General features: G+C 71.8%; 14 protein-coding genes. All 14 read right to left on the bottom strand.

Annotated elements, in window-relative coordinates; translation table 11 throughout:
- Positions 1–14: 14 nt before the first annotated feature.
- The 14 genes from ACZ4EF_RS24685 to ACZ4EF_RS24620 all read right to left on the bottom strand — a co-directional run bounded on the left by ACZ4EF_RS24685 (position 15) and on the right by ACZ4EF_RS24620 (position 18037).
- On the bottom strand, positions 15–2429 hold the full coding sequence (locus ACZ4EF_RS24685; protein WP_467506409.1) for an FtsX-like permease family protein: 2415 nt from the start codon (positions 2427–2429) through the stop codon (positions 15–17).
- Entirely contained in the window at positions 2426–3127 is a 702-nt protein-coding gene (locus ACZ4EF_RS24680) for an ABC transporter ATP-binding protein (protein WP_391049189.1), read from the bottom strand. The genes ACZ4EF_RS24685 and ACZ4EF_RS24680 overlap by 4 nt, the downstream gene beginning before the upstream one ends.
- Positions 3124–3648 carry a PadR family transcriptional regulator gene (locus ACZ4EF_RS24675; RefSeq protein ID WP_355347919.1) on the bottom strand — a complete coding sequence of 175 codons (525 nt, stop codon included), beginning with the start codon at positions 3646–3648 and terminating at the stop codon, positions 3124–3126. The genes ACZ4EF_RS24680 and ACZ4EF_RS24675 overlap by 4 nt, the downstream gene beginning before the upstream one ends.
- A 105-nt stretch (positions 3649–3753) precedes the next feature.
- Entirely contained in the window at positions 3754–4020 is a 267-nt protein-coding gene (locus tag ACZ4EF_RS24670; RefSeq protein WP_355347922.1) for a type II toxin-antitoxin system antitoxin, read from the bottom strand.
- Positions 4017–4961 carry an SPFH domain-containing protein gene (locus ACZ4EF_RS24665; protein WP_467506408.1) on the bottom strand — a complete coding sequence of 315 codons (945 nt, stop codon included), beginning with the start codon at positions 4959–4961 and terminating at the stop codon, positions 4017–4019. Before ACZ4EF_RS24665 ends, ACZ4EF_RS24670 begins: the two co-directional genes overlap by 4 nt.
- A gap of 179 nt (positions 4962–5140) precedes the next feature.
- Positions 5141–6589, bottom strand: coding sequence for a catalase (locus tag ACZ4EF_RS24660; RefSeq protein WP_391049197.1), 1449 nt, complete (start codon positions 6587–6589; stop codon positions 5141–5143).
- A 548-nt stretch (positions 6590–7137) separates the two neighbouring features.
- Entirely contained in the window at positions 7138–9294 is a 2157-nt protein-coding gene (locus ACZ4EF_RS24655) for an ATP-binding SpoIIE family protein phosphatase (RefSeq protein WP_467506440.1), read from the bottom strand.
- Positions 9295–9488: 194 nt separating this feature from the next.
- On the bottom strand, positions 9489–10163 hold the full coding sequence (locus ACZ4EF_RS24650) for a class I SAM-dependent DNA methyltransferase (RefSeq protein WP_355348005.1): 675 nt from the start codon (positions 10161–10163) through the stop codon (positions 9489–9491).
- Positions 10164–10447: 284 nt separating this feature from the next.
- The gene (gene fomD, locus ACZ4EF_RS24645; RefSeq protein WP_355347933.1) at positions 10448–11122 is read right to left on the bottom strand and encodes a cytidylyl-2-hydroxypropylphosphonate hydrolase; all 675 of its coding nucleotides are present in this window, start codon (positions 11120–11122) and stop codon (positions 10448–10450) included.
- Between the two features lie 23 nt (positions 11123–11145).
- Positions 11146–12531, bottom strand: a complete 1386-nt coding sequence (locus ACZ4EF_RS24640; protein ID WP_401721751.1) for a class II fumarate hydratase — start codon at positions 12529–12531, stop codon at positions 11146–11148.
- 133 nt (positions 12532–12664) lie between these two features.
- Positions 12665–13156: a DoxX family protein gene (locus ACZ4EF_RS24635; protein ID WP_467506407.1), complete on the bottom strand. Its 492-nt coding sequence runs from the start codon at positions 13154–13156 to the stop codon at positions 12665–12667.
- A gap of 19 nt (positions 13157–13175) precedes the next feature.
- Complete coding sequence (locus ACZ4EF_RS24630) at positions 13176–14933, bottom strand: discoidin domain-containing protein (protein ID WP_391049204.1); 1758 nt, start codon at positions 14931–14933, stop codon at positions 13176–13178.
- Between the two features lie 17 nt (positions 14934–14950).
- The gene (locus ACZ4EF_RS24625) at positions 14951–16834 is read right to left on the bottom strand and encodes an adenylyl cyclase (RefSeq protein WP_467506406.1); all 1884 of its coding nucleotides are present in this window, start codon (positions 16832–16834) and stop codon (positions 14951–14953) included.
- A 96-nt stretch (positions 16835–16930) separates the two neighbouring features.
- On the bottom strand, positions 16931–18037 hold the full coding sequence (locus tag ACZ4EF_RS24620; protein ID WP_355347946.1) for a DUF1996 domain-containing protein: 1107 nt from the start codon (positions 18035–18037) through the stop codon (positions 16931–16933).
- Between the last annotated feature and the right edge of the window lie 1229 nt (positions 18038–19266).

The raw sequence follows: 19266 nt of genomic DNA, 5'->3' as shown, positions 1-19266 counted from the left end.
CTTCGCCCTTCGGCCTATTCGGTCCGCAGACCGTCCGGCCGCATCAGCCGCCACAGCGGCGGCAGGCTGAGGAGGGTGACGGCCAGGACTACGGACGCGCCGATCGCCGACATCTGGGCGACGATCGCCCAGTCGACGTGGAACGTACGGCCGACCATCGCCAGGAGCGCGGCACCGAGCCCGAGCCCGCCGACACAGGCGAGGACCAGGCCGAGCGCCATCGGAATGGCCGTCTGCCACAGCACCGACCAGGCCAGGGCGGTGCGCCGGGTGCCGAAGGCGACCAGGACGGCGAGCAGCTTCTTGCGGTCGCGGAGCTGCTCCAGCATCGTGACCAGCAGGCTGGCGCCGATCAGCGCCATGGTGATGGCCGCGCCCACGAACAGGCCGCGCCGCAACTGGCCGTACTGCGTCTGCGTGGTGCTGTCGCTCACGGCCGAGACGGTGACCGTCGGGCCGAGCGCGGCCCCGGTGTTGCGCAGGTACTCCACCGCGTCCCGCTTGCCCGCGTCGAGGTTGACCATGACGACGGCCGTGGGATCGGCCAGCTTCGACTGGTCGACGGCCTCGGGGGTCAGCAGGACGCCCCAGTTGGTCTGACCGCGCGGGTCGGTCCGCGCCGTGACCGAACGGGCGTCGGACGGGACCGTCCACAGCCGCGGAGCGCCGGTGTACGGCAGGGCGCCGGTGTTGAGGTCGAGGCGCTTGCCGGGCTTGGCGTACTTGGCCAGGTCCGCGTTGGACGACGCGCCCCACTGCTCGTTGTTGGGCACGATGTAGACGCTGCCCGCCCCGCAGGAGCCGATGTCGGCCATCTGCCGCAGCGTGTCGCAGTCGGCGACCAGCAGCGGGATGTAGGCGGTCTCGGCGTCGGGGCCGAGCTTGCTGGCGTCCGGCTGCGTGGCCCGCGTGTCGATGAAGCCGTACGCCCGCGCCACGCCGGGCGTCGCCCGGACCTTCGCGGTGTAGTCGACCGCCTGCCGCGCGTCGGCGGTCGGCGCGCTGACGGTGGCCTGGATACGGGACGTGTCGGCGCCCGTGGAGTGCACGAAGGTGTCGTTGACGCCCGCGAAGAGCATCTGGAGCGCGATGGCCCCGGCGACCGCGACCGTGACGCCGCTGACCATCCGCGCCGATCCGTTGCTGTTCAACTGGAGCCTGCGGGTGGCCAGTTGCCAGGCGACCGGCCCGCCGCGCAGCCGTCCGACGACGGCCTCCACGACCCAGGGCAGCACCGTGGTGACACCGAACAGCAGCAGCACCGCGCCCGCCGCGGTCTGGTACTCGTTCACATGCGCGTCGCTGCCGTTGACCGAACCGAACAGCGGGACCAGCAGGCCGATGCCGACCAGCGGCACCAGCAGCCGCCACCACAGGGTGCGGCGCCGGCCGAGCCCCTGGCGGACCACGCCGAGCGGTTCGATCGCCGTGCCGCGCAGGCTGACCAGGGTCACGGCGACGGCCGCCACCGGGACCGCCAGCACGATCAGCGTGGTGAGCGCCGCGTTCGGCGTCATGTCGGCGGGGAAGGCGCTGATGTCGTGGATCGTGAAGTGCGAGGCCAGCTGCCGACCGGTGAAGAAGAACACCGCGCCCAGCACCAGCCCGAACAGCGACCCCAACAGGGCTTCCCCCGCGGCGATTCTGCGGGTCATCCGGATGTCCGCGCCGACCAGCCGCATCGCCGCCAGCCGCCGGTCCCGCCGCTCGCCGCCCAGCCGTACCGCCGCGCCGACGAAGACCGCGACCGGCAGCAGCAGCACCACCAGCATGACGACCAGCAGCAGCGTCAGCACCGGGCTCATCGCCTCGGACGGGGCGTGGTAGCCGTACGAGGTGACCCGCGTGGCGTTGCCGTGCCCGTAGTTCTCGTCACGGGCGGTGAGCTGATCGCTGCCCGCGTAGTACAGCAGCTCGCTCGGGCCCATCAGCCCGGCTTCCCCGACGGTGCCGGTGATCTTGTACGGGATGCGCTCGCGCAGCAGCGGCGTGGAGTTCAGCAGCTTGCGCAGCGCGGGGGAGACCACCATCTCCCCGGCGCCCGGCAGATGGGCGACGCCGGGCGGCGAGGGCGCCTTGGCCCCCTCGGCCTGGAGCAGCGAGCCGCCGATCTGCGAGTCCCGGTAGACGGTCCTGACGTCGGCCACCAGGAGCGAGCGGTCGGACGGCTTGGCGATGAACGTGGCGGAGGAGGTGTCGCGGGCCACCCGCTTCTGCTCCCGCGTGTCCAGCATGGCCGGTACGGCGGCGGCGAGCAGCAGCAGCGCCACGCCGAGCCCGACGCCGACGGCGGTCAGCACCGTACGGGTCCAGCCCTCGCGTCCGCCGCCCGCCGCGAAACGCGCGCCGAGCGCGAGGTCGCGCGCCCAGGTCCGCACGCCGGCCGGCTGGTCCGGTGCCCCGGTGCCGTGAGGTTCGCGGCTGTTCATGACACCCGCTCCATGTCGCGCGACTTCCCGTCCCGCACGACGATCTCCCGGTCGGAGTAGGCGGCCACCCGCGCTTCGTGGGTGACCAGGACGACGGCGGCGCGGGTGTCGTGCGCGGCGTCGGTCAGCAGCCGCATCACCCGCTCGCCGTTGAGCGAGTCCAGCGCGCCGGTCGGCTCGTCGGCGAAGACGACCCGCGGGCCGCCGACCAGCGCGCGCGCCACCGCGACGCGCTGGCCCTGGCCGCCGGAGACCTCGCCGGGCCGCTTGTCGGCGATGTCGGCGACCTCCAGGCGCTCCAGCCACTGCGCCGCCTGCTGCTCGGCCGGCCTGCGCTTGGCGCCGCCGAGCCGCATCGGCATCGCCACGTTCTCCAGGCAGGTCAGCTCGGGTACGAGCTGGCCGAACTGGAAGACGAAGCCGAAGTCGGCGCGGCGCAGCGCGCTGCGCTCGCCGTCCGACATGGCCGACAGGTCGCGTCCCCGGTAGCGCACCTGGCCGGAGTCGGCCTTCACGATGCCGGCCAGGCAGTGCAGCAGGGTCGACTTGCCCGACCCCGAGGGGCCCATGACCGCGACGACCTCGCCGGGCCTGATGCTGAAGTCGGCGCCGTCCAGCGCCGGGGTCGGGCCGTACGCCTTGCGCAGTCCCGCGGCCACCAGCAGCGGCTCGGGTCGGGGCTCGGTCGACGCGTTCATTTGGCCACCTCCGCGGCGAGCTGGTCGAGACGGGCGGCGGTCAGCTCCAGCCACCGCAGATCCGCCTCCAGATGGAACAGGGCGTGGTCGCAGATGAGCTGGTCCGCCAGGTCGCCCGCCGACTTGCGCCGGGTGAGGTCGCGCATCAGCCGCAGGTGCTCGGCGCGCTGGGTGTCGAGCAGGTCGGCGGCCGGGCGGCCGGTCAGCAGCGCCAGCACGACCTTCGTGTACAGCGTGGTCTGGAGGTACGGCTCCGGCTTCTCCGGCTGCGTCAGCCACGTCTCGACGTCCGTGATCCCCGCTTCGGTGATCGCGTACCGCTTGCGCTCGGGGCCGCCGCCCGGCTCTATGCCGTCCACCTCGACCAGGCCGTTCTTCAGCAGCCTGGCCATCGTCGAGTAGACCTGCCCATAGGCCAGCGGGCGGTCGTGTCCGAACCGTTCGTCGAATGCGCGCTTGAGGTCGTAGCCGTGGCGCGGGCCGGACTCCAGGAGTCCGAGCAGGGTGTGCCCAATTGACATGCGGAGCACTGTACACCACGGGTATACACACCATGTATACGCACCGGAGCGCTGCCTTCCGCCGCCGTGCGGTGGTGTCGGGAGGGGGCCGGTGGCGGGCGGGGCCTACGTACCGGCCGACGGCTTCGGGGGCCGGCCGCGGCGGGGGAGGGGGCGGGTCGCGCTGGGCAGGCGGCCCGCCTCGGCGAGGGCGCGGCGCAGCAGGAACTCGATCTGCGCGTTGGTGCTGCGCAGCTCCGCCGCCGCCCAGGACGCGAGGGCGTCGTGAACGGCGGGGTCGAGCCGCAGCAGCACCTGCTTGCGTACGGGGCGGGCGGCGGTCTCCCCGCCGCCCGCCCCGTCGGGCCCGTCGTCGGGCGCGGAGGAGGTCACTGGTAGAGGGTGCCCGTGTTCAGGACCGGCTGCGCGGCGCGGTCACCGCAGAGCACGACCAGCAGATTGCTGACCATGGACGCCTTGCGCTCCTCGTCCAGTTCGACGATCCCCTGCTCGGCGATCCGGGACAGCGCCGACTCGACCATGCCGACCGCGCCGTCCACGATCGTCTGCCGGGCGGCCACGATGGCCCCGGCCTGCTGCCGCTGAAGCATCGCGGAGGCGATCTCGGGCGCGTAGGCGAGGTGTGTGAAGCGGGATTCGATGATCTTCACACCGGCCGACTCGACGCGGGCGGCGATCTCGGCGGACAGCCGCTCGGTGATGTCCTCGGAGTTGCCGCGCAGCGAGATCGACTGGCCGTCGTGGGCGTCGTACGGGTAGTTGGTCGCGATGTGCCGGACGGCGGTGTCGGTCTGGATGCTCACGAACTGGACGTAGTTGTCGACCTCGAACGTCGCCTGCGCGGTGTCCCTGACCTGCCAGACCACGACCGCGGCCAGTTCGATCGGGTTGCCGTACGCGTCGTTGACCTTCAGCGTCGAGGTCTCGTGGTTGCGCAGCCGGGTGGAGATCTTGCGGCGGCTGGTGAAGGGGTTCACCCAGCGCAGGCCGTCCTGCCGGATGGTGCCCTGGTAGCGCCCGAAGAGCTGGCACACCCGCGCCGAGCCCGGCGCGACCTGGGTGAGGCCGAACAGGGTGATGAACGCGCAGAGGACGACCACCGCGCCCGCGACGATCAGCGTGGTCGCGAGGGCGCCGGGGTGGTCCTTGGCGTGCACCGCCCCCGCGGCGATCAGCGCCACACCACCGGCCACCACCACCAGCGCGAGCAGCAGAAAGGGCAGACCGGGCATGCCCACCGCCCGTCGCTCCTGCACCCGCGGCGCGGGCATGTCCGGTGCGTCGACGGCGAGCTGTGGTTTCTGGTCCGACATGGCGGGTCCCCGTTCCTCCGAAAAAGTGTCTATCAAAGAGATATCACATTTTCGGGAAACCCAAACCTTGGCAAAGCCTCGAACCCGCACCGGACCCGCACCGGACCCGCCCCCGGACGCGATGCAGCCCCGGGGCACGGGACATGATCACGTGCCTCGGGGCTGCGCTTCGGTGGGCGTCAGCCGGTCTTGACCTCACCGGCGATCCGGTCGCCCAGCGACTGGTCGACATTGCGCCAGTACGTCAGCGCCCGCTCCAGCACCGGCGCGCTCACCCCGTCGCTGAGGTGGCCCGCCACGTTCGACACCAGCCGGGCGCGCGCCGCGTCGTCCAGCACCTCGCGCACCATCGTGCCCGCCTGCCCGAAGTCGTCGTCCTCCGCGTGCAGCGCGTACGCCTCGCGCACCATCTCGCCCGCCGCCCGCCAGCCGGTGACCTCCCCGTACGCCTGCGGCGAAGCGGCCGGTCCGCCGTACGAGTTGGGCGCGTACGGCGCCCCCGCGTTCGACGGCTCGTACCGCATCGGGCCGTCCTTGGCATAGGAGTTGACCGGCGAGTGCGGGCGGTTCGGCGGGAGCTGGGCGTAGTTGGGGCCGATCCGGTACCGGTGCGTGTCCGGGTACGAGAACAGGCGGCCGAGCAGCATCTTGTCCGGGGACGGGCCGATGCCCGGCACCATGTTCGAGGGCTCGAACGCCGCCTGCTCGATGTGGACGAAGTAGTCCTCGGGGTTGTGGTCCAGCGTCATCCGGCCGACCTCGATCAGCGGGTAGTCGCCGTGCGGCCACACCTTCGTCAGGTCGAACGGGTTGAAGCGGTAGTCCGCCGCGTCCTCGAACGGCATGACCTGCACATACAGCGTCCACGACGGGTGGTCGCCGCGGTCGATGGCCTCCCACAGGTCCTGCCGGTGGTAGTCGGCGTTCTGGCCCGCGAGGGTGTCGGCGTCCGCCTGGGTGAGGAAGTCGATGCCCTGGTCGGTCTTGAAGTGGTACTTCACCCAGAACTTCGTGCCGCCGCCGTTGACCCACATGTACGTGTGCGAGCCGTAGCCGTTCATGTGCCGGTACGACTTGGGGATGCCGCGGTCGCCCATCAGCCACGTCACCTGGTGCGCGGACTCCGGCGAGAGCGTCCAGAAGTCCCACTGCATGTCGTTGTCGCGCAGCCCGTTGTCCGGGCGGCGCTTCTGCGACCTGATGAAGTCCTGGAACTTGATCGTGTCGCGCACGAAGAACACCGGGGTGTTGTTGCCGACCAGGTCGTAATTGCCGTGCTCGGTGTAGAACTTCAGCGCGAAGCCGCGCGGGTCCCGCCACGTGTCCGGGCTGCCCTGCTCACCCGCGACCGTCGAGAACCGCGCCAGCATCTGCGTGCGCTTGCCCGGCTGGAACAGGTCCGCGCGGGTGAACTGGCTGACGTCGTTGGTCACTTCGAACCGGCCGTACGCCCCGCTGCCCTTGGCGTGCACCACCCGCTCGGGGACCCGCTCCCGGTTGAACTGGGCCATCTTCTCGATCAGGTAGTGATCCTGCAGCAGGATCGGCCCGTCGGCCCCCACGGTCAGCGAGTGCTCGTCGCTCTCGACCGGGATACCGGCGTTGTTGGTGGTGTACGGGGTGCTCATCGAGAGTGTCCTCACGCTCGGGAGTCGTATGACCTCGCTGCTCCCCACCTTCCCACCGAATATGCCTGTCGGCACGCTGAGCCACAAGACGGTGACCCTTGGTCACGCTGGTGGCCGAGTCACCGGGGTGCGTTCGCGCGAGGGGCTGCGCCCCTGCGGCACCGCTGCACAGGTGGGGTTCGCCGGTAGCCAGCGAGCCGAAGGCGGCGCCGGTGTCGAAAGCGACGATGAGCAGGGAGCGAGGAACGAGCGACCGTCGAAGAGGAGCGTCGACACCGGATCTAAGCCGCCGGAGGCGAGAGGGCGGCAAAAAAAGGGGATCGCGGTGAGCATGGGAAAGACGGCTCCCACGCACGGTTCGCCGTGACGCTGAGCCGACGCAAGACGGCTCCCCCCTACGGTCCGCCGCCACGCTGAGCCGACGCAAGACGGCTCCCCCTTACGGTCCGCCGTGACGCTGAGCCGACGCAAGAGGGTGCCGCGGGCGTTCACCCCCCACGGCAACCCCACCCAAGACGGCACCCCCACCCCCGTACCCCCGTACGGCCCTAGATCGGGAGCTCGAACCACACCACCTTGCCCGCGCCCAAGCGGGTGGCGCCCCAGCGTTGGGCCATGCGGTTGACGAGGTAGAGGCCGCGGCCACCTTCCTCCTCCGGGGCGGCGTGGCGCATGCGCGGCAGAAGAGGCGCGTCGTCGCCGACTTCGCAGCGCAGGACGTCGGTGCGCAGGAGGCGCAGGGTGATGGGGCGCTCGGCGTAGCGCACGGCGTTGGTGACGATCTCGCTGACCAGGAGTTCGGCGGCGTCGGACTGGTCCTCGAGGTCCCAGCGGCGCAGGGCCTGGCGGATCAGGCGGCGGGCGCGGCCGGGCGTCTGGGGGTGCGGCTCCAGGAACCAGTAGGCGACGTCGCTGGGCGAGATGCCGTCGAAGCGCGCGGCGAGCAGGGCGATGTCGTCGTCGCGGTCGCCGGGGCCGAGGATCTCCAGCACCTCGTCGCACAGCGGCTCCAGCGGCGGCGGCGAGACCACGCTGGCGGCGTCGTGCAGCCGTTCGCGCAGCAGCTCGATGCCGCCCCACACGTCACGGCTGCGGGACTCGACCAGGCCGTCGGTGTAGAGCAGCAGGGTCGCCCCCGCGGGGGCGGGCAGCTCCACGGCCTCGAAGGGCACCCCGCCGACGCCGATCGGCGCGCCGGGCGGCACGCGCAGCACCTCGGCGAGACCGTCGGCGTGCAGCAGCACCGGCGGCGGGTGGCCCGCGTTGGCGACCACCAGCCGGTGGGCGATCGGGTCGTAGACGGCGTAGACGCAGGTCGCCATGCGGTCCTGGCCGAGCCGCTGGGCCTGTTCGTCCAGGTGGTAGAGGACTTCCTGGGGCGCCAGGTCGAGCCCGGCCAGGGTCTGGACGGTGGTACGGAGCTGGCCCATGATCGCCGCGGAGGTCATGGAGTGGCCCATGACGTCGCCGACGACGAGCGCCACCCGGCTGCCGGGCAGCGGGATCGCGTCGTACCAGTCGCCGCCGACACGCGCGGACTCGGCCGCCGGAAGGTATCTGCTGGCGAGCTGGACGCCGGTCGGCTGCGGCAGCGAGTCCGGCAGCATCTCGCGCTGGAGGGCGTCCGCGATGTACGCCTCGCGGCCGTAGAGCACGGCCTTGTCGACGCCGAGCGCGGTGTGCGTGGCGAGCTGGGCGGCCACCAGCAGGTCGTCCGCCTCGAAGGGCGTACGGTCCGCGCGCCGCAGCAGCACCGCGGCGCCGATCACCCGGCGACGGCCGCGCAGCGGTGCCAGCAGGGCGCGGCGCCCGGTCGGCATGCCCGGCAGCGGCCCGTCGCTGTGGTCGGGGCGGCCGAGGAGTTCGGCGAGCGCGTCGGCGGCGCGCGGGGAGTCCGCGAAGACCGGCCGTACGCCGCGCAGCACTTCCGCCAGCGGTCCGTCGAGCAGCACCGCGATGGACTCGGCGGCGCCGCCGTACGACGACTCCAGGGCGGGCAGCAGCGGCGCCGCGCCGACCGGGGCGGTCGCGGTCGCCAGCGGGTCCGCGGGCTCCTCCAGGCCGCCGTCGGCGCGCCGCAGCCGCAGCCGCAGCGGCCCGGACGGCCGCTCGTCGCCGACCGGCAGCGGGTCGCGCAGATAGACCAGGATCGCGTCGGCGAAGGCGGGCACCGCCGAGCGGCACAGGCCGAGCAGGATCTCGTCGAGGTCGAGCCCGCGGGCGATCCGCCGGGTCGCGGCGCCCACGTATCGCAGCCGGTCGGCCTCGGGACCGGTCTGCACGGGCATCGGGATGCGCATCCCCACAGAATCCTCGTCGCCGGGGTGTCCCGCCGCTTCCAGCGGTGTGCCGCGCGGCGGAGTGCTGACGAACGACGCCAGCGACTCGCCCTCGGGCGGCGCCGTCCAGCCGGAGCCGTGCGTCGGGATGGGCGGCAGCGGCGGCAGGTGCGGCTCCACGGCGCGCGAGGGTCCGCGCGGGGTCTCGGGGGCGGATCCGCCGGGTATGGCCGAGGGCCGGTCCGCGCCGGGGCGGTCGGTGGCGGGGCGCTCGGCCGCCGGGTGGTCGGCGCCGGGGCGCTCGGCCGGCCTGCCCTCCGGCTCGTTCTCGTCGTGCGGGCGGGCCCCACCGGGGCGCGGGGGTGTGGCGGAGGCCGCCGAGGCCAGGCCGCGCGCCGACTCGAAGTCGCGGGCGGCGCGGGGCAGCTCGTGGTGGCCCGTGGCCGAGCCGAGGCCCGCAGCGGTACTCGGCCCCGAAGGCGTCTCGGGTACGGCGAAGCCGCCACGCGGGTCCGGTGGGGTCGCGGCGTGGTTCCTGGGCGTACGGGGCGGGTCCGTGGTCACGCGAGTCGTTCCATCCGTCTGTGCGCCACGCGCTGGCCGCGGCGGGTCGGGCCTGGTCAGGCGCGTCGGCAGGAGAGGAAGATCTGCTCCTCCGGCGGCACGTCGGTGCTCGCCGGTGCGTAGGCGTACGAATCCTCCTTGATCACCTCGAAGCCCGCGTCCACCACGACATGGCGCAGTTCATCCCTTAGATAACCGGATACCCGGATGGTGTGACCGAGGAACGGAATCGGCACATTGTCCAGATCGGCTTCCACCATCGAAACGGCGAGCAGGCCGCCGGGCTCCAACAGGCCGTGGAGCGCCCGCAAGGTGCCGGGGATCTCGTCCTTGGGCAGCATGAGCAGCGAGAAGAACGCGGCGACCGCCGCGAAACTTCCCGGCGCCAGCGGGCCGCCCTCGGTGAGGTCGGCGAAGTCGGCCTGGACGAAGTCGGCCGCGGGCACGTTCACCCGTGCCTGCGCGAGCATTCCGGCCGACAGGTCCACGCCCGTCACCCGCAGCCCCGCGTCGGTGAACTGGCGCGCGGTCGGCAGTCCCGTACCGCAGCCGAGGTCCAGCACACGGGCACCGGCGGGCAGGGTCTCGACGAGCCATTCACCGGCCCTGACCTGCCCGTCCTTGTGCGGGAACGCTTCGTCGTACCGGTCGCCGATCGCGTCGAACGCCTCGGCCTGGCCGGTACGGTCCCTGCCCTGATCCTCGTGATCGTCGGCAGGGGGGATCCCCATGTGCTCGTAGCCGCCGGTTCCCACCGTTCCGGGCCTCCCTGACTGCTGCTGGATGGCTGCTGCTGAATGGCTGTACGAATGGCTGTGTTCGCGTCGCTGTGACGTAGCGTCAAACTCTAGGCCGCGATCGGCAATTGCGCAGTGTTCCGGAGCACGATCCTACGGTTGGGGGTCAGGGACGCAACAAGGGGCTCGGAGGTTCACTCCCGCCCCCCACGGCTTACGCCCGCTTACGCCCCCTACCGTACGCACCGCGGCCGTACCCCCGGCCCGGCCCGCCGCTTCTACGACGGCGGCCGGTCCCAGTCCGGCGGCAGCGCGGGCACCGGCCACGCCGGGTCGGGCCGCCAGTCCTCCCAGCCGTCGCGGAACGGCGGACCCCAGGCCCTGACCACCCCCGCCGCGCGCTCACCGGCCCGCCGCACACGCGCCGCCAGCTCCGCCGGCATCAGCCCGTCCGCCTGCGCCTGCGCGAACTCGTCCTCGTCCAGCCAGCGCCAGGAGCGGTCCGGGTGGACCGAGATGTCGAGGAAGTGATCCTCCGAGTCCACCCCTCCCGACCAGCGCCGACGAGGTTCCTCAAGGTTCACATACCAGCATTTGAACCGCCACCCGGGCTCCCAGAACAGCCACACCGACCACGGCTCGCCCGGCCGCGCCAGCTTCAGCACCCCGGCGCCCCACCACGGCTCGACCCGCGCCACCCGCGGCTTCACGTACCGGCTCGCCAGCGGCTCCCGGTGCACCGGCGTCCCGTCCGCCAGCACCGGCTTCACGCACGCCGTACCGGGCGCCATCCACACCGCGAGCAGCTCCGCGTCGTCGCGCACCACGGTCACCGGACGGCAGATGTGCACCGCGTCCGTGCCGTTCCCCCGGTAACGCCACAGCACCTGCGCGCCGGGCGTCCAGAAGTGGCGCTCCCCGGCGCGGGTCGAGAGATCGGCTTCGGCTGTCATGAACAGAGTTTACGGAAGCACTGTTACGGATGCGTCATACGCAGAACGTCCAGCGCCTCGTCGAGCTGCGTTTCGGACAGCAGGCCGCGTTCGACGTAACCGGACTCGATCACCACCTCGCGGATCGTCTTCCGCTGCGCCAGCGCCTTCTTCGCGACCTTCGCGGCCTCCTCGTACCCGATGTAACGGTTCAGCGGAGTGACGACCGAAGGCGAGGACTCGGCGTACTCGCGGGCCCGCTCGACATTCGCCGTGATCCCGTCCACCGTGCGGTCCGCCAGCAGCCGCGTGACGTTGGCGAGCAGCCGGACCGACTCCAGGACGTTGCGGGCGATCACCGGCAGCATCACGTTCAGCTCGAAGTTGCCCGCCGCGCCCGCCACCGAGATGGCCGTGTCATTGCCCGTCACCTGCGCCGCCACCATCAGCACCGCCTCCGGGACGACCGGATTGACCTTGCCCGGCATGATCGACGAGCCGGGCTGAAGGTCGGGCAGCGCGATCTCGGACAGCCCGGTACGCGGCCCCGAGGACATCCACCGCAGGTCGTTGGCGATCTTGGTGAGGCCGACCGCGATCGTCCGCAGCTGCCCCGAGGTCTCCACGATGCCGTCCCTGGCGCCCTGCGCCTCGAAGTGGTCGCGGGCCTCGGTCAATGGCAGCCCGGTCGCGCGCGCCACCTCCGCGATCACCGCGGCCGGGAAGCCCGCCGGGGTGTTGATGCCGGTGCCCACCGCCGTGCCGCCCAGCGGCAGCTCCGCCAGCCGCGGCAGCGAGGACCGCAGCCGCTCGATCCCGTACCGCACCTGCGCCGCGTAGCCGCCGAACTCCTGGCCCAGCGTGACCGGCGTGGCGTCCATCAGGTGCGTGCGGCCCGCCTTCACGACGGTCGCGAACTCCGCCGCCTTCGCCTCCAGGGACTCCGCCAGACGGGTGAGCGCCGGAATCAGGTCGCCGGTCACCGCCGCCGTCGCCGCGATGTGGATGGAGGACGGGAAGACGTCGTTGGACGACTGCGAGGCGTTGACGTGGTCGTTGGGGTGGACGTCGCGGCCCAGGCGCTCGGTGGCCAGGGTGGCGATCACCTCGTTGGCGTTCATGTTGGACGAGGTGCCGGAACCGGTCTGGAAGACGTCCACCGGGAAGTGCTCGTCCCAGCGCCCCTCGGCGACCTCGGCCGCGGCCTCCTGGATCGCCTCGGCGGTGTCCTTGTCCAGGACGCCCAGCTCCGCGTTGACCTTCGCGGCGGCGGCCTTGATCCGGGCCAGCGCAGCGATGTGCGCCCGCTCGATCCGCTGCCCCGAGATCGGGAAGTTCTCCACCGCGCGCTGCGTCTGCGCCCGCCACTTCGCCTCGGCGGGCACCCGTACCTCGCCCATCGAGTCGTGCTCGATCCGGTATTCGCTCATGCCTATAACAGTGCCCGGGAACACCAGGGTGTTCCCGGGCACTGTCTCCCCGTGGTGAGATCGGCCGAATCCGCGCGCAGCCGCGCGAGCCCGCGTGGAGCCGGGCGAGGCCGCGTGAGATCCGCGCGGAGCCTCAGGCGGGCATGGCCAGCCGGCCGTTCCCCCCGTCCTGCGGCTCCTGCGCGTCGAGCGCCGCCCGCGCGGCCGACCTGCGGTCCGCGAGCAGCCGGTCCAGCGCCAGGGCGCCCGGCCCCGAGAAGACGATCAGCAGCAGCGTCCAGCAGAAGAAGACCGCCGCCTCACCGCCGTTCTCGATCGGCAGCAGCCCCCGGTGCTGATGGACGTCGAAGTACGCGAACGCCATCGACCCCGAGCCGATCAGCGCGGCCGGCCTGGTCGCCAGGCCGAACAGCACCAGCACACCGCCGACGAGCTGGATCAGCGCCGCGTACCACCCCGGCCACCGGCCCGCCGACAGCTCGGCCGTGCCGAGCACGCCGAAGAGCGACGCCACACCGTGGCAGGTGAACAGGAGCCCGACGACGATACGGAACAGGCTGAGCGCGTACGGCTGGGCCCGGTCGATGCGGGAGTCCGAACCCGTACCGGTAACGGTGTCCGACATGAGCGCACCTCCTCTCCGCTTAGTTGTAGACGCCGAATTCGTAGAGCGAGTACCCGTAGGCCGTGCCGCGCTGCGTGCCCGTCAGGCGCACATAGCGGCCGGTGCCGGAGACGTCGAGGTCGTCGATGTCACCGTTGCCGTCGGTCACGGACTTCACCGTCGTCCAGTTCTGCCCGTCGTCGGAGGTCTGGATGTCGTACGCCTTGGCGTACGCCGACTCCCAGGAGAGCTGGACGTGGTGGAAGGCGGTGGTGGCGCCCAGGTCGACCTGGATCCACTGCGGGTCGCTCCAGTCGCTCGCCCAGCGGGTCCCGGCGTTGCCGTCCACCGCGTTCGACGGGGTGCACGGGCAGCCGCCGGTCGGGTCGGTCTGGTACGTGGAGGCCGTCGCGGGCTTGTTGAGCGCGACATTCGTACCGTTCGGCTTCGGCGGCACGATCCGCACCGACTTGGAGCCGTAGCTGACGTTGCCGTGGTTGTCGGTGGCGCGGACGTACGCCTCGTACACGCCGACCTTCTCCGGCGCCTTCGCCGTCAGCGTGCCGCCGTTCTGCGTGGTCGCGGCCGGGGTGAGCGAGCCGTTGTTGTCGATGTAGATGCTGCTGAACAGCACCTGGTACGTGATCGGGTCGTTCTCCGGGTCGGAGGTCGAGGTGGTGATCGTCACCGTGCCGCCCGCGGGCACACCCGAAGTGGCGTTGTCCACCGTCATGTCGGTCACCAGCGGCGGCTGGTTGTCACCCGAGGTGTTCCCGCCGTACGCGCGCTTGACCGCGTAGTACGAGGGCCGCTTCAGGCCGTCGGGCACCAGGTTGAACCAGATGCCGCCGAAGTCGTCCTCGTTGCCGTAGTGGAAGAGCGTGGCGCCCAGCGCCACACCGGGGTGGCCGGCCACGCAGTTCCACGCGTTGGTGTAACCGTCCGCCTTCTGCTGGTCGGTGGGCTCGTCCGCCACACCGTTCGCGTCGTTCGGCACCTCCCACGAACCGGCCGGGCCGCCCTCGGTGATGATGTACGGCTTGTCGTAACCGCCGCTCTCCCACGCCGACTTGACGTTGCAGACGTCCTTGTAGGAGTTGACCGCCAGCAGGTCCAGGTCCGGGGTGTTGCGCTTGTAGTACGGCCACGCGCCGGTCCACGCGTCGGTCGACGTCACCGGGTGGTTCGGGTCCGCCGCGTGCACCGCCTTCGACAGGTCGTTGACGAAGGAGGTGTACGCGTTGCGCTCCTGCTCCAACTGGTCACCGCTGTAGCAGTTCTGGAGCCCCAGCACCGACTCGTTGCCGACGTCCCACATCAGCACGCCCGGGTTGTCCTTGTAGGTGTTCACCCACTTCGGGAACTCCGCGAGCATGTTGTTCTTGTACGTGGTGTCCGTCAGGTAGTCGACACAGCCGCCCGAGCCGGGACCGCCGCCCGGCTGGAGCCAGAAACCGGCGATCACCTTGATGCCGTTGGCCGCCGCCGCGTCGAACAGCGGCGCGCTGCTCGCGTCCGTACCCCACGTACGGATCGTGTTGACGCCCATCCGCGCCACGTCCGGCAGGTCCGCCGCCGCCTGCGAGGGCTGCGGACCCCACGTCAGACCCTTCACGGTGTACGGGGCGCCGTCCACGGTGAGCTGCCAATTGCCCTGCGAGCCGGTCACCTTGACCACGCTGCCCGCCGCCTGCGCGGCCGGGGCCTGCACGACGGCGAGACCCGCCGCGACCAGTGCCGCCACCGCGAGGGGCGCCAGGCCGCGCCTGGCCGTCCTCCTGATCACATGTGCGCGCATCTCGTCCTCCGAGGGGGTCACGGGTAGCTCACCAGGTAGGAGATACCGGAGTTGGTGTTGTTCACCGGGTCTCCGGTCTCGTTGACGACATGGCTGATCGTCCCGTCGTTGCCGAGCGAGACGGTGACCATGTCGTGCAGCCGCACCCCGGACGTGTTCGGCACCAGCAGGGCGCTGTCGGCGACGACGCTCGGGTCCGCGAGGAAAAGGCAGTAGCTGCCCAGCCCCCACGCCTCGTGCGAGGAGACCGAGTCCGCCACCTGGTAGGCGGCGTAGCCGTGCCGCGAACCGTCCATCCAGGCCGCCTGGTTGGGCGGGTCGTACGGCATCTCGTTCTGGAAGAAGTACGTCCGTCCGGCGTCGCCGTTCCAGAGCACCTCGGTCTTCTGGTGGTGCTCCACGAACAGGCCGTACAGCGTGACGCGCGCGCCGTTGACGACCAGGCCGGTGTCGCTGGTGTTGACATCCCAGCCGACACCGCTGCCGTGGTCGGCCCGCCACAGCCACAGGTTGTCGCCGATCACGTCGGAGCTGTTGATCTCGACGCTCACGGTGGCCTTGCCGGCCTGCGCGCCGCCGATCCGCACGAACACGTCCTGGAGGAGCGTCGGGTCGCCCGCGTGGCCGCCGCCGGCGCCCTGCGGGCCGACGCGGACCAGCACCGCGGAATTCGTGGCGCCCGCGTCGATCAGCAGCCCGGAGATCTTCACACCGTCGACGTCGGCGACGGACAGCGCGGTGATGCCGTTGTCCGGCAGCAGCGTGGCGATGCCCAGGCCCAGCACGACCGTGCCCGCCCGCGTCACCTCCACGGTCTGGTCGAGGGCGTACACGCCCGGCGTGACCAGCAGGTGCTTGCCCTGCGCCAGCGCGGAGTTGATCGTGGCCGCCGAGTCGCCCGGCTTCGTGACGTAGAAGTCGGTCAGCGGGATCGACTCGCCCTGCGCGCCGCCGTTCCAGGTCACCCCGCGGGCGTTGCTGTGCAGCGCGGGCACGAACACCTGGTACGCGCCGGACCCGTCCACGTACAGGAAGGGCTTCTCCCGGATCACCGGGGCGCTGTCGACCACCGTGTGGGAGGGGTCGGGGAAGTTCTGCGGCGGCGCGCCGTCCACGCCGACGAAGACCATGTTCCATACGGAACCGGCCCATTCGCCGAGCGCGCTGTTCCGGGTCAGCCACTGCTGCTGGGAGCCGGACACGACCCGGCCGTCCACCTTGCAGTCGGCCATGAAGCCGCCGCTGGACCAGCCGTCGTAGCCGTTCCACAGCGGGACCTCGCCGCGGATGTGCACGCGGCGCAGCGGGGCGGCCTGCGAGACCGCCCAGCGGTTGGAGCCGCCGGTCGGGGTGACCGACAGATTCTCGGCGCTGCGCCAGAAGTTCTGGGTGGCGTTGCCCTGCATCCAGTCGGCCTCGACGTGCACCAGGCCGTGGATGTCGACGTCGTCGGGGGACAGGCCGAGACCGGCGACGTGGGTGTAGAAGCCGACGTTGACGTCGAGTCCTTCGTACGTGCCCGGCTTGAAGAAGAGCGCGAAGCGGTCGGTGCCGAACTGGTTGGACTCCTGGCGGCGGAAGACGTCCGAGACCTTCGCCTGGATGTCGGCGATCGGCATCGAGGGGTCGAAGACCAGGACGTTGGGGCCGAAGTCGGGGTCCGCGGCGGCGGCGCGCGGACCGGCCGTCGTACCGGCCTTCGTACCGTTCGCGCCGGACGCGGTGGCCGCGGTGGCCGCCGAGGCGCGGCCCGCCAGTACCGGGGTGGCCGCGAGGGCCGCCAGCGCGCCGAGGGCCGCGCGCCGGGAGAAGACGGATGTCACCGGTGAGCCGGGTGTGCCGGTCGTGCTGCCTGTGCTGCTTGTGGGGGGTTGAGAGGGGGGAAGTGCGGGGCTGTTCATAGATCACCTGTGTGTTGGGGGGACAGGTTTCCGGAGAGCGCTCTCCCACGGGGTCGGGTAAAGCCCGGCCCGCGCGGGAGAGCGCGGTGTCCGGGCTTACGGCAGTTGGTAGTTCTGGTTCAGAGCCGCGCCCTTCTGGGGCTGCGACTGGTCGTAACCGCGGGCGTCGCACTGGAGTCCACCGTTGATGCAGTGGGTGACCAGCGCGTTGAGGGTCGGGGCGTCCCAGTCGTTGAAGAAGTCGTAGTGGAAGGAGAAGCCCTGGCCACTGGAGAGGTGGACCTGCGACATGTCGCCGTTCACCGGCCAGGCCATCTTGAACTCGATCATCGGCAGGGCGACCGGGTGGTCGGCCGGGCAGACGTTCTGGTTGGCGCCGCCGGCGACCGGGTAGGCCATGTGACTCTTGTGGTCCGGCACGTCCAGGTGGATGCCGTCCCAGCAACTCGGTGCCTGGAGACGGATGTTGAGCTGCGTGTCAGGCGTGTTGGGGCAGCTCACCGGGATGTTCCAGTTGTGGTAACTGGTCCCGCACTCCCAGCCCTCGACGGTGCCCTTGAGGTGCTGGAACTCGTCCTGCGTCTGGCTCGGGCTGCCGACCACGAAGCGCAGGCCCTTGGGGAAGGGGCGGACGCTGGTGTAGTCGTTCACGGACGACTTGTAGTAGATCGTCTGCGTGCCGACCGGCAGGATCTTCTGGGTGCCCTTGAACAGACTCGGCATCCAGTACGCCGACTTGTCGCCAGGCGCCAGACACACGGTGTTACCGGTCTCCAGCGAGGCCGTCGTGGAGTTGCCGTTCGTGCTGGTGTTGCCCATGAAGGTGTGGTCGTGCGACGCCCCCGGCTGGCCGGGGAAGACGATCGGGTCGTCCGGCGCCGTGTGCGTGGGGGCACACTGGGCCTGGAACTCGTGGAAGTACGCGTGCGGCGGCTCGTACGTCGACGGCGTCACGCCGGTGACCGGCGGGTTCGCCATGATGTAGCCGTCGCCGTCCGGGTCGTCGCCGGACGCCAGTCCGTTGCCGGTCAGCGGCATCGCCATGCCGGGCATCCCGGCGTGGTCGGCCGCGTGGTCCGCGGCGGCCGGTGTGCTGGCGGAAGCGTTTCCGGTCGTCATCGCGACCCCGCCGATACCGAGGCCGGTAGCGGCGAGTGACAGGGCTATGAGCAGCCCCGGGATCCTTCTGGTCCTCCGTGCCATGGAGACCTCCTGCTTGATGGTGCGCATGGGGGGCTGACGGCACGACGTGGCGGCAGGCGTCATGACGGGCCGTCAGTTGGGAGAGCGCTCTCCCAGGTACGGAATGTTCCGCTCCCGCTAAGGACATGTCAACGGTTGATGAATCGGCCCCGCTGCGCGAGCCGGGCATTCCGCCACCCCCCGACCACCCTGGCCTGCAAGCCCTCCACTTCTTGCGGATTTCGTGAAGGTCCACCCCCTGCCCTTGGCCTATACCAACCCCCGGCGCCACGCGCTGGCGTTCACCACCGACCCCCAGCGCCACGCGCTGTCGTAATCAGCGGCCCCCCCGCCGGGCCGCCCCTGCGACACGTGCGGGTGCCGCCCCGCCGCCCGGGCGCTGCGTGCTGGCGTAATCAGCGGCCCCCGCCCTACGCGGTTCTCGGCCGGCCCCGCCGCCCCGGCGCCGTGCGCTGGCATACGCGGCGGTCCCCCCGCCGGGCCTGCGGCGCGCGCGCTGGGGTGTCACCCCCGGCCGGTGGGTAACCGGCAGGGCTCCGGCGCCGTGCCGCGCCCCATCGGGCGGGGCCTTCGCCCGGTTCAGCGCCGCGTCGCGACGCATGCCGGGTGACGGGCGTCGGCGATCAGCCGCCGGGCCGGCCCCGTAACGCGGGCGCTGCCACGCCCCGCCGCATCAGGTGCACCGGCTTATGGCCCGTTGCCGCCGGGCCCTGCTTCGACTCGCCTTGCGCGCTGCCCGCGCTACCTGCTGCCGCGTCCGCGTCTGCCGCTGCTCCTGCGGGCACCATCGCCCAGCCCGCGTGCAGTGCGCGCTCGCGCCCGCGTATGTCGCCGTCGCCGCTCCCGAGTCTGCGGAGTTGCGGCCCCACCCCGCAGGGCAAGCGCGTGCCCATTACCGTGCGCGAGCATGCGGTCGTTGCCGCCCCGTGGGTCTGCACGCACCCGTGCCGCGCTGGCGCCGTCGCGGCTCCCGTGCCGCCAGCGCCCCGCAGGGCGGTACCCGCCCCGTGCCTGCGCCGTGCGCGTCCGAGCATGCCGCCGCTGCGGTTACCCAATGGCGCGCGCCCGCCCCCCCCCGCGGCGGCGACAGCACGCACCCGTGCCGCCACCGCCCCGCAGGGCGGTACCCGCCCGTGCCTGCGCCGTGCGCGTCCGCGGCTACCGCCCCCGCGCGGCGCGCGCCCCCCGCGGCGCGGCCCCCCGTCGGGCGGCAGAGCCGTAGGCGGTGA

This window comes from Streptomyces sp. NPDC025721, from assembly GCF_055558595.1.
The sequence above is the reverse complement of the archived record's forward strand: the minus strand, read 5'-3'. Positions and strand labels throughout refer to the sequence as shown.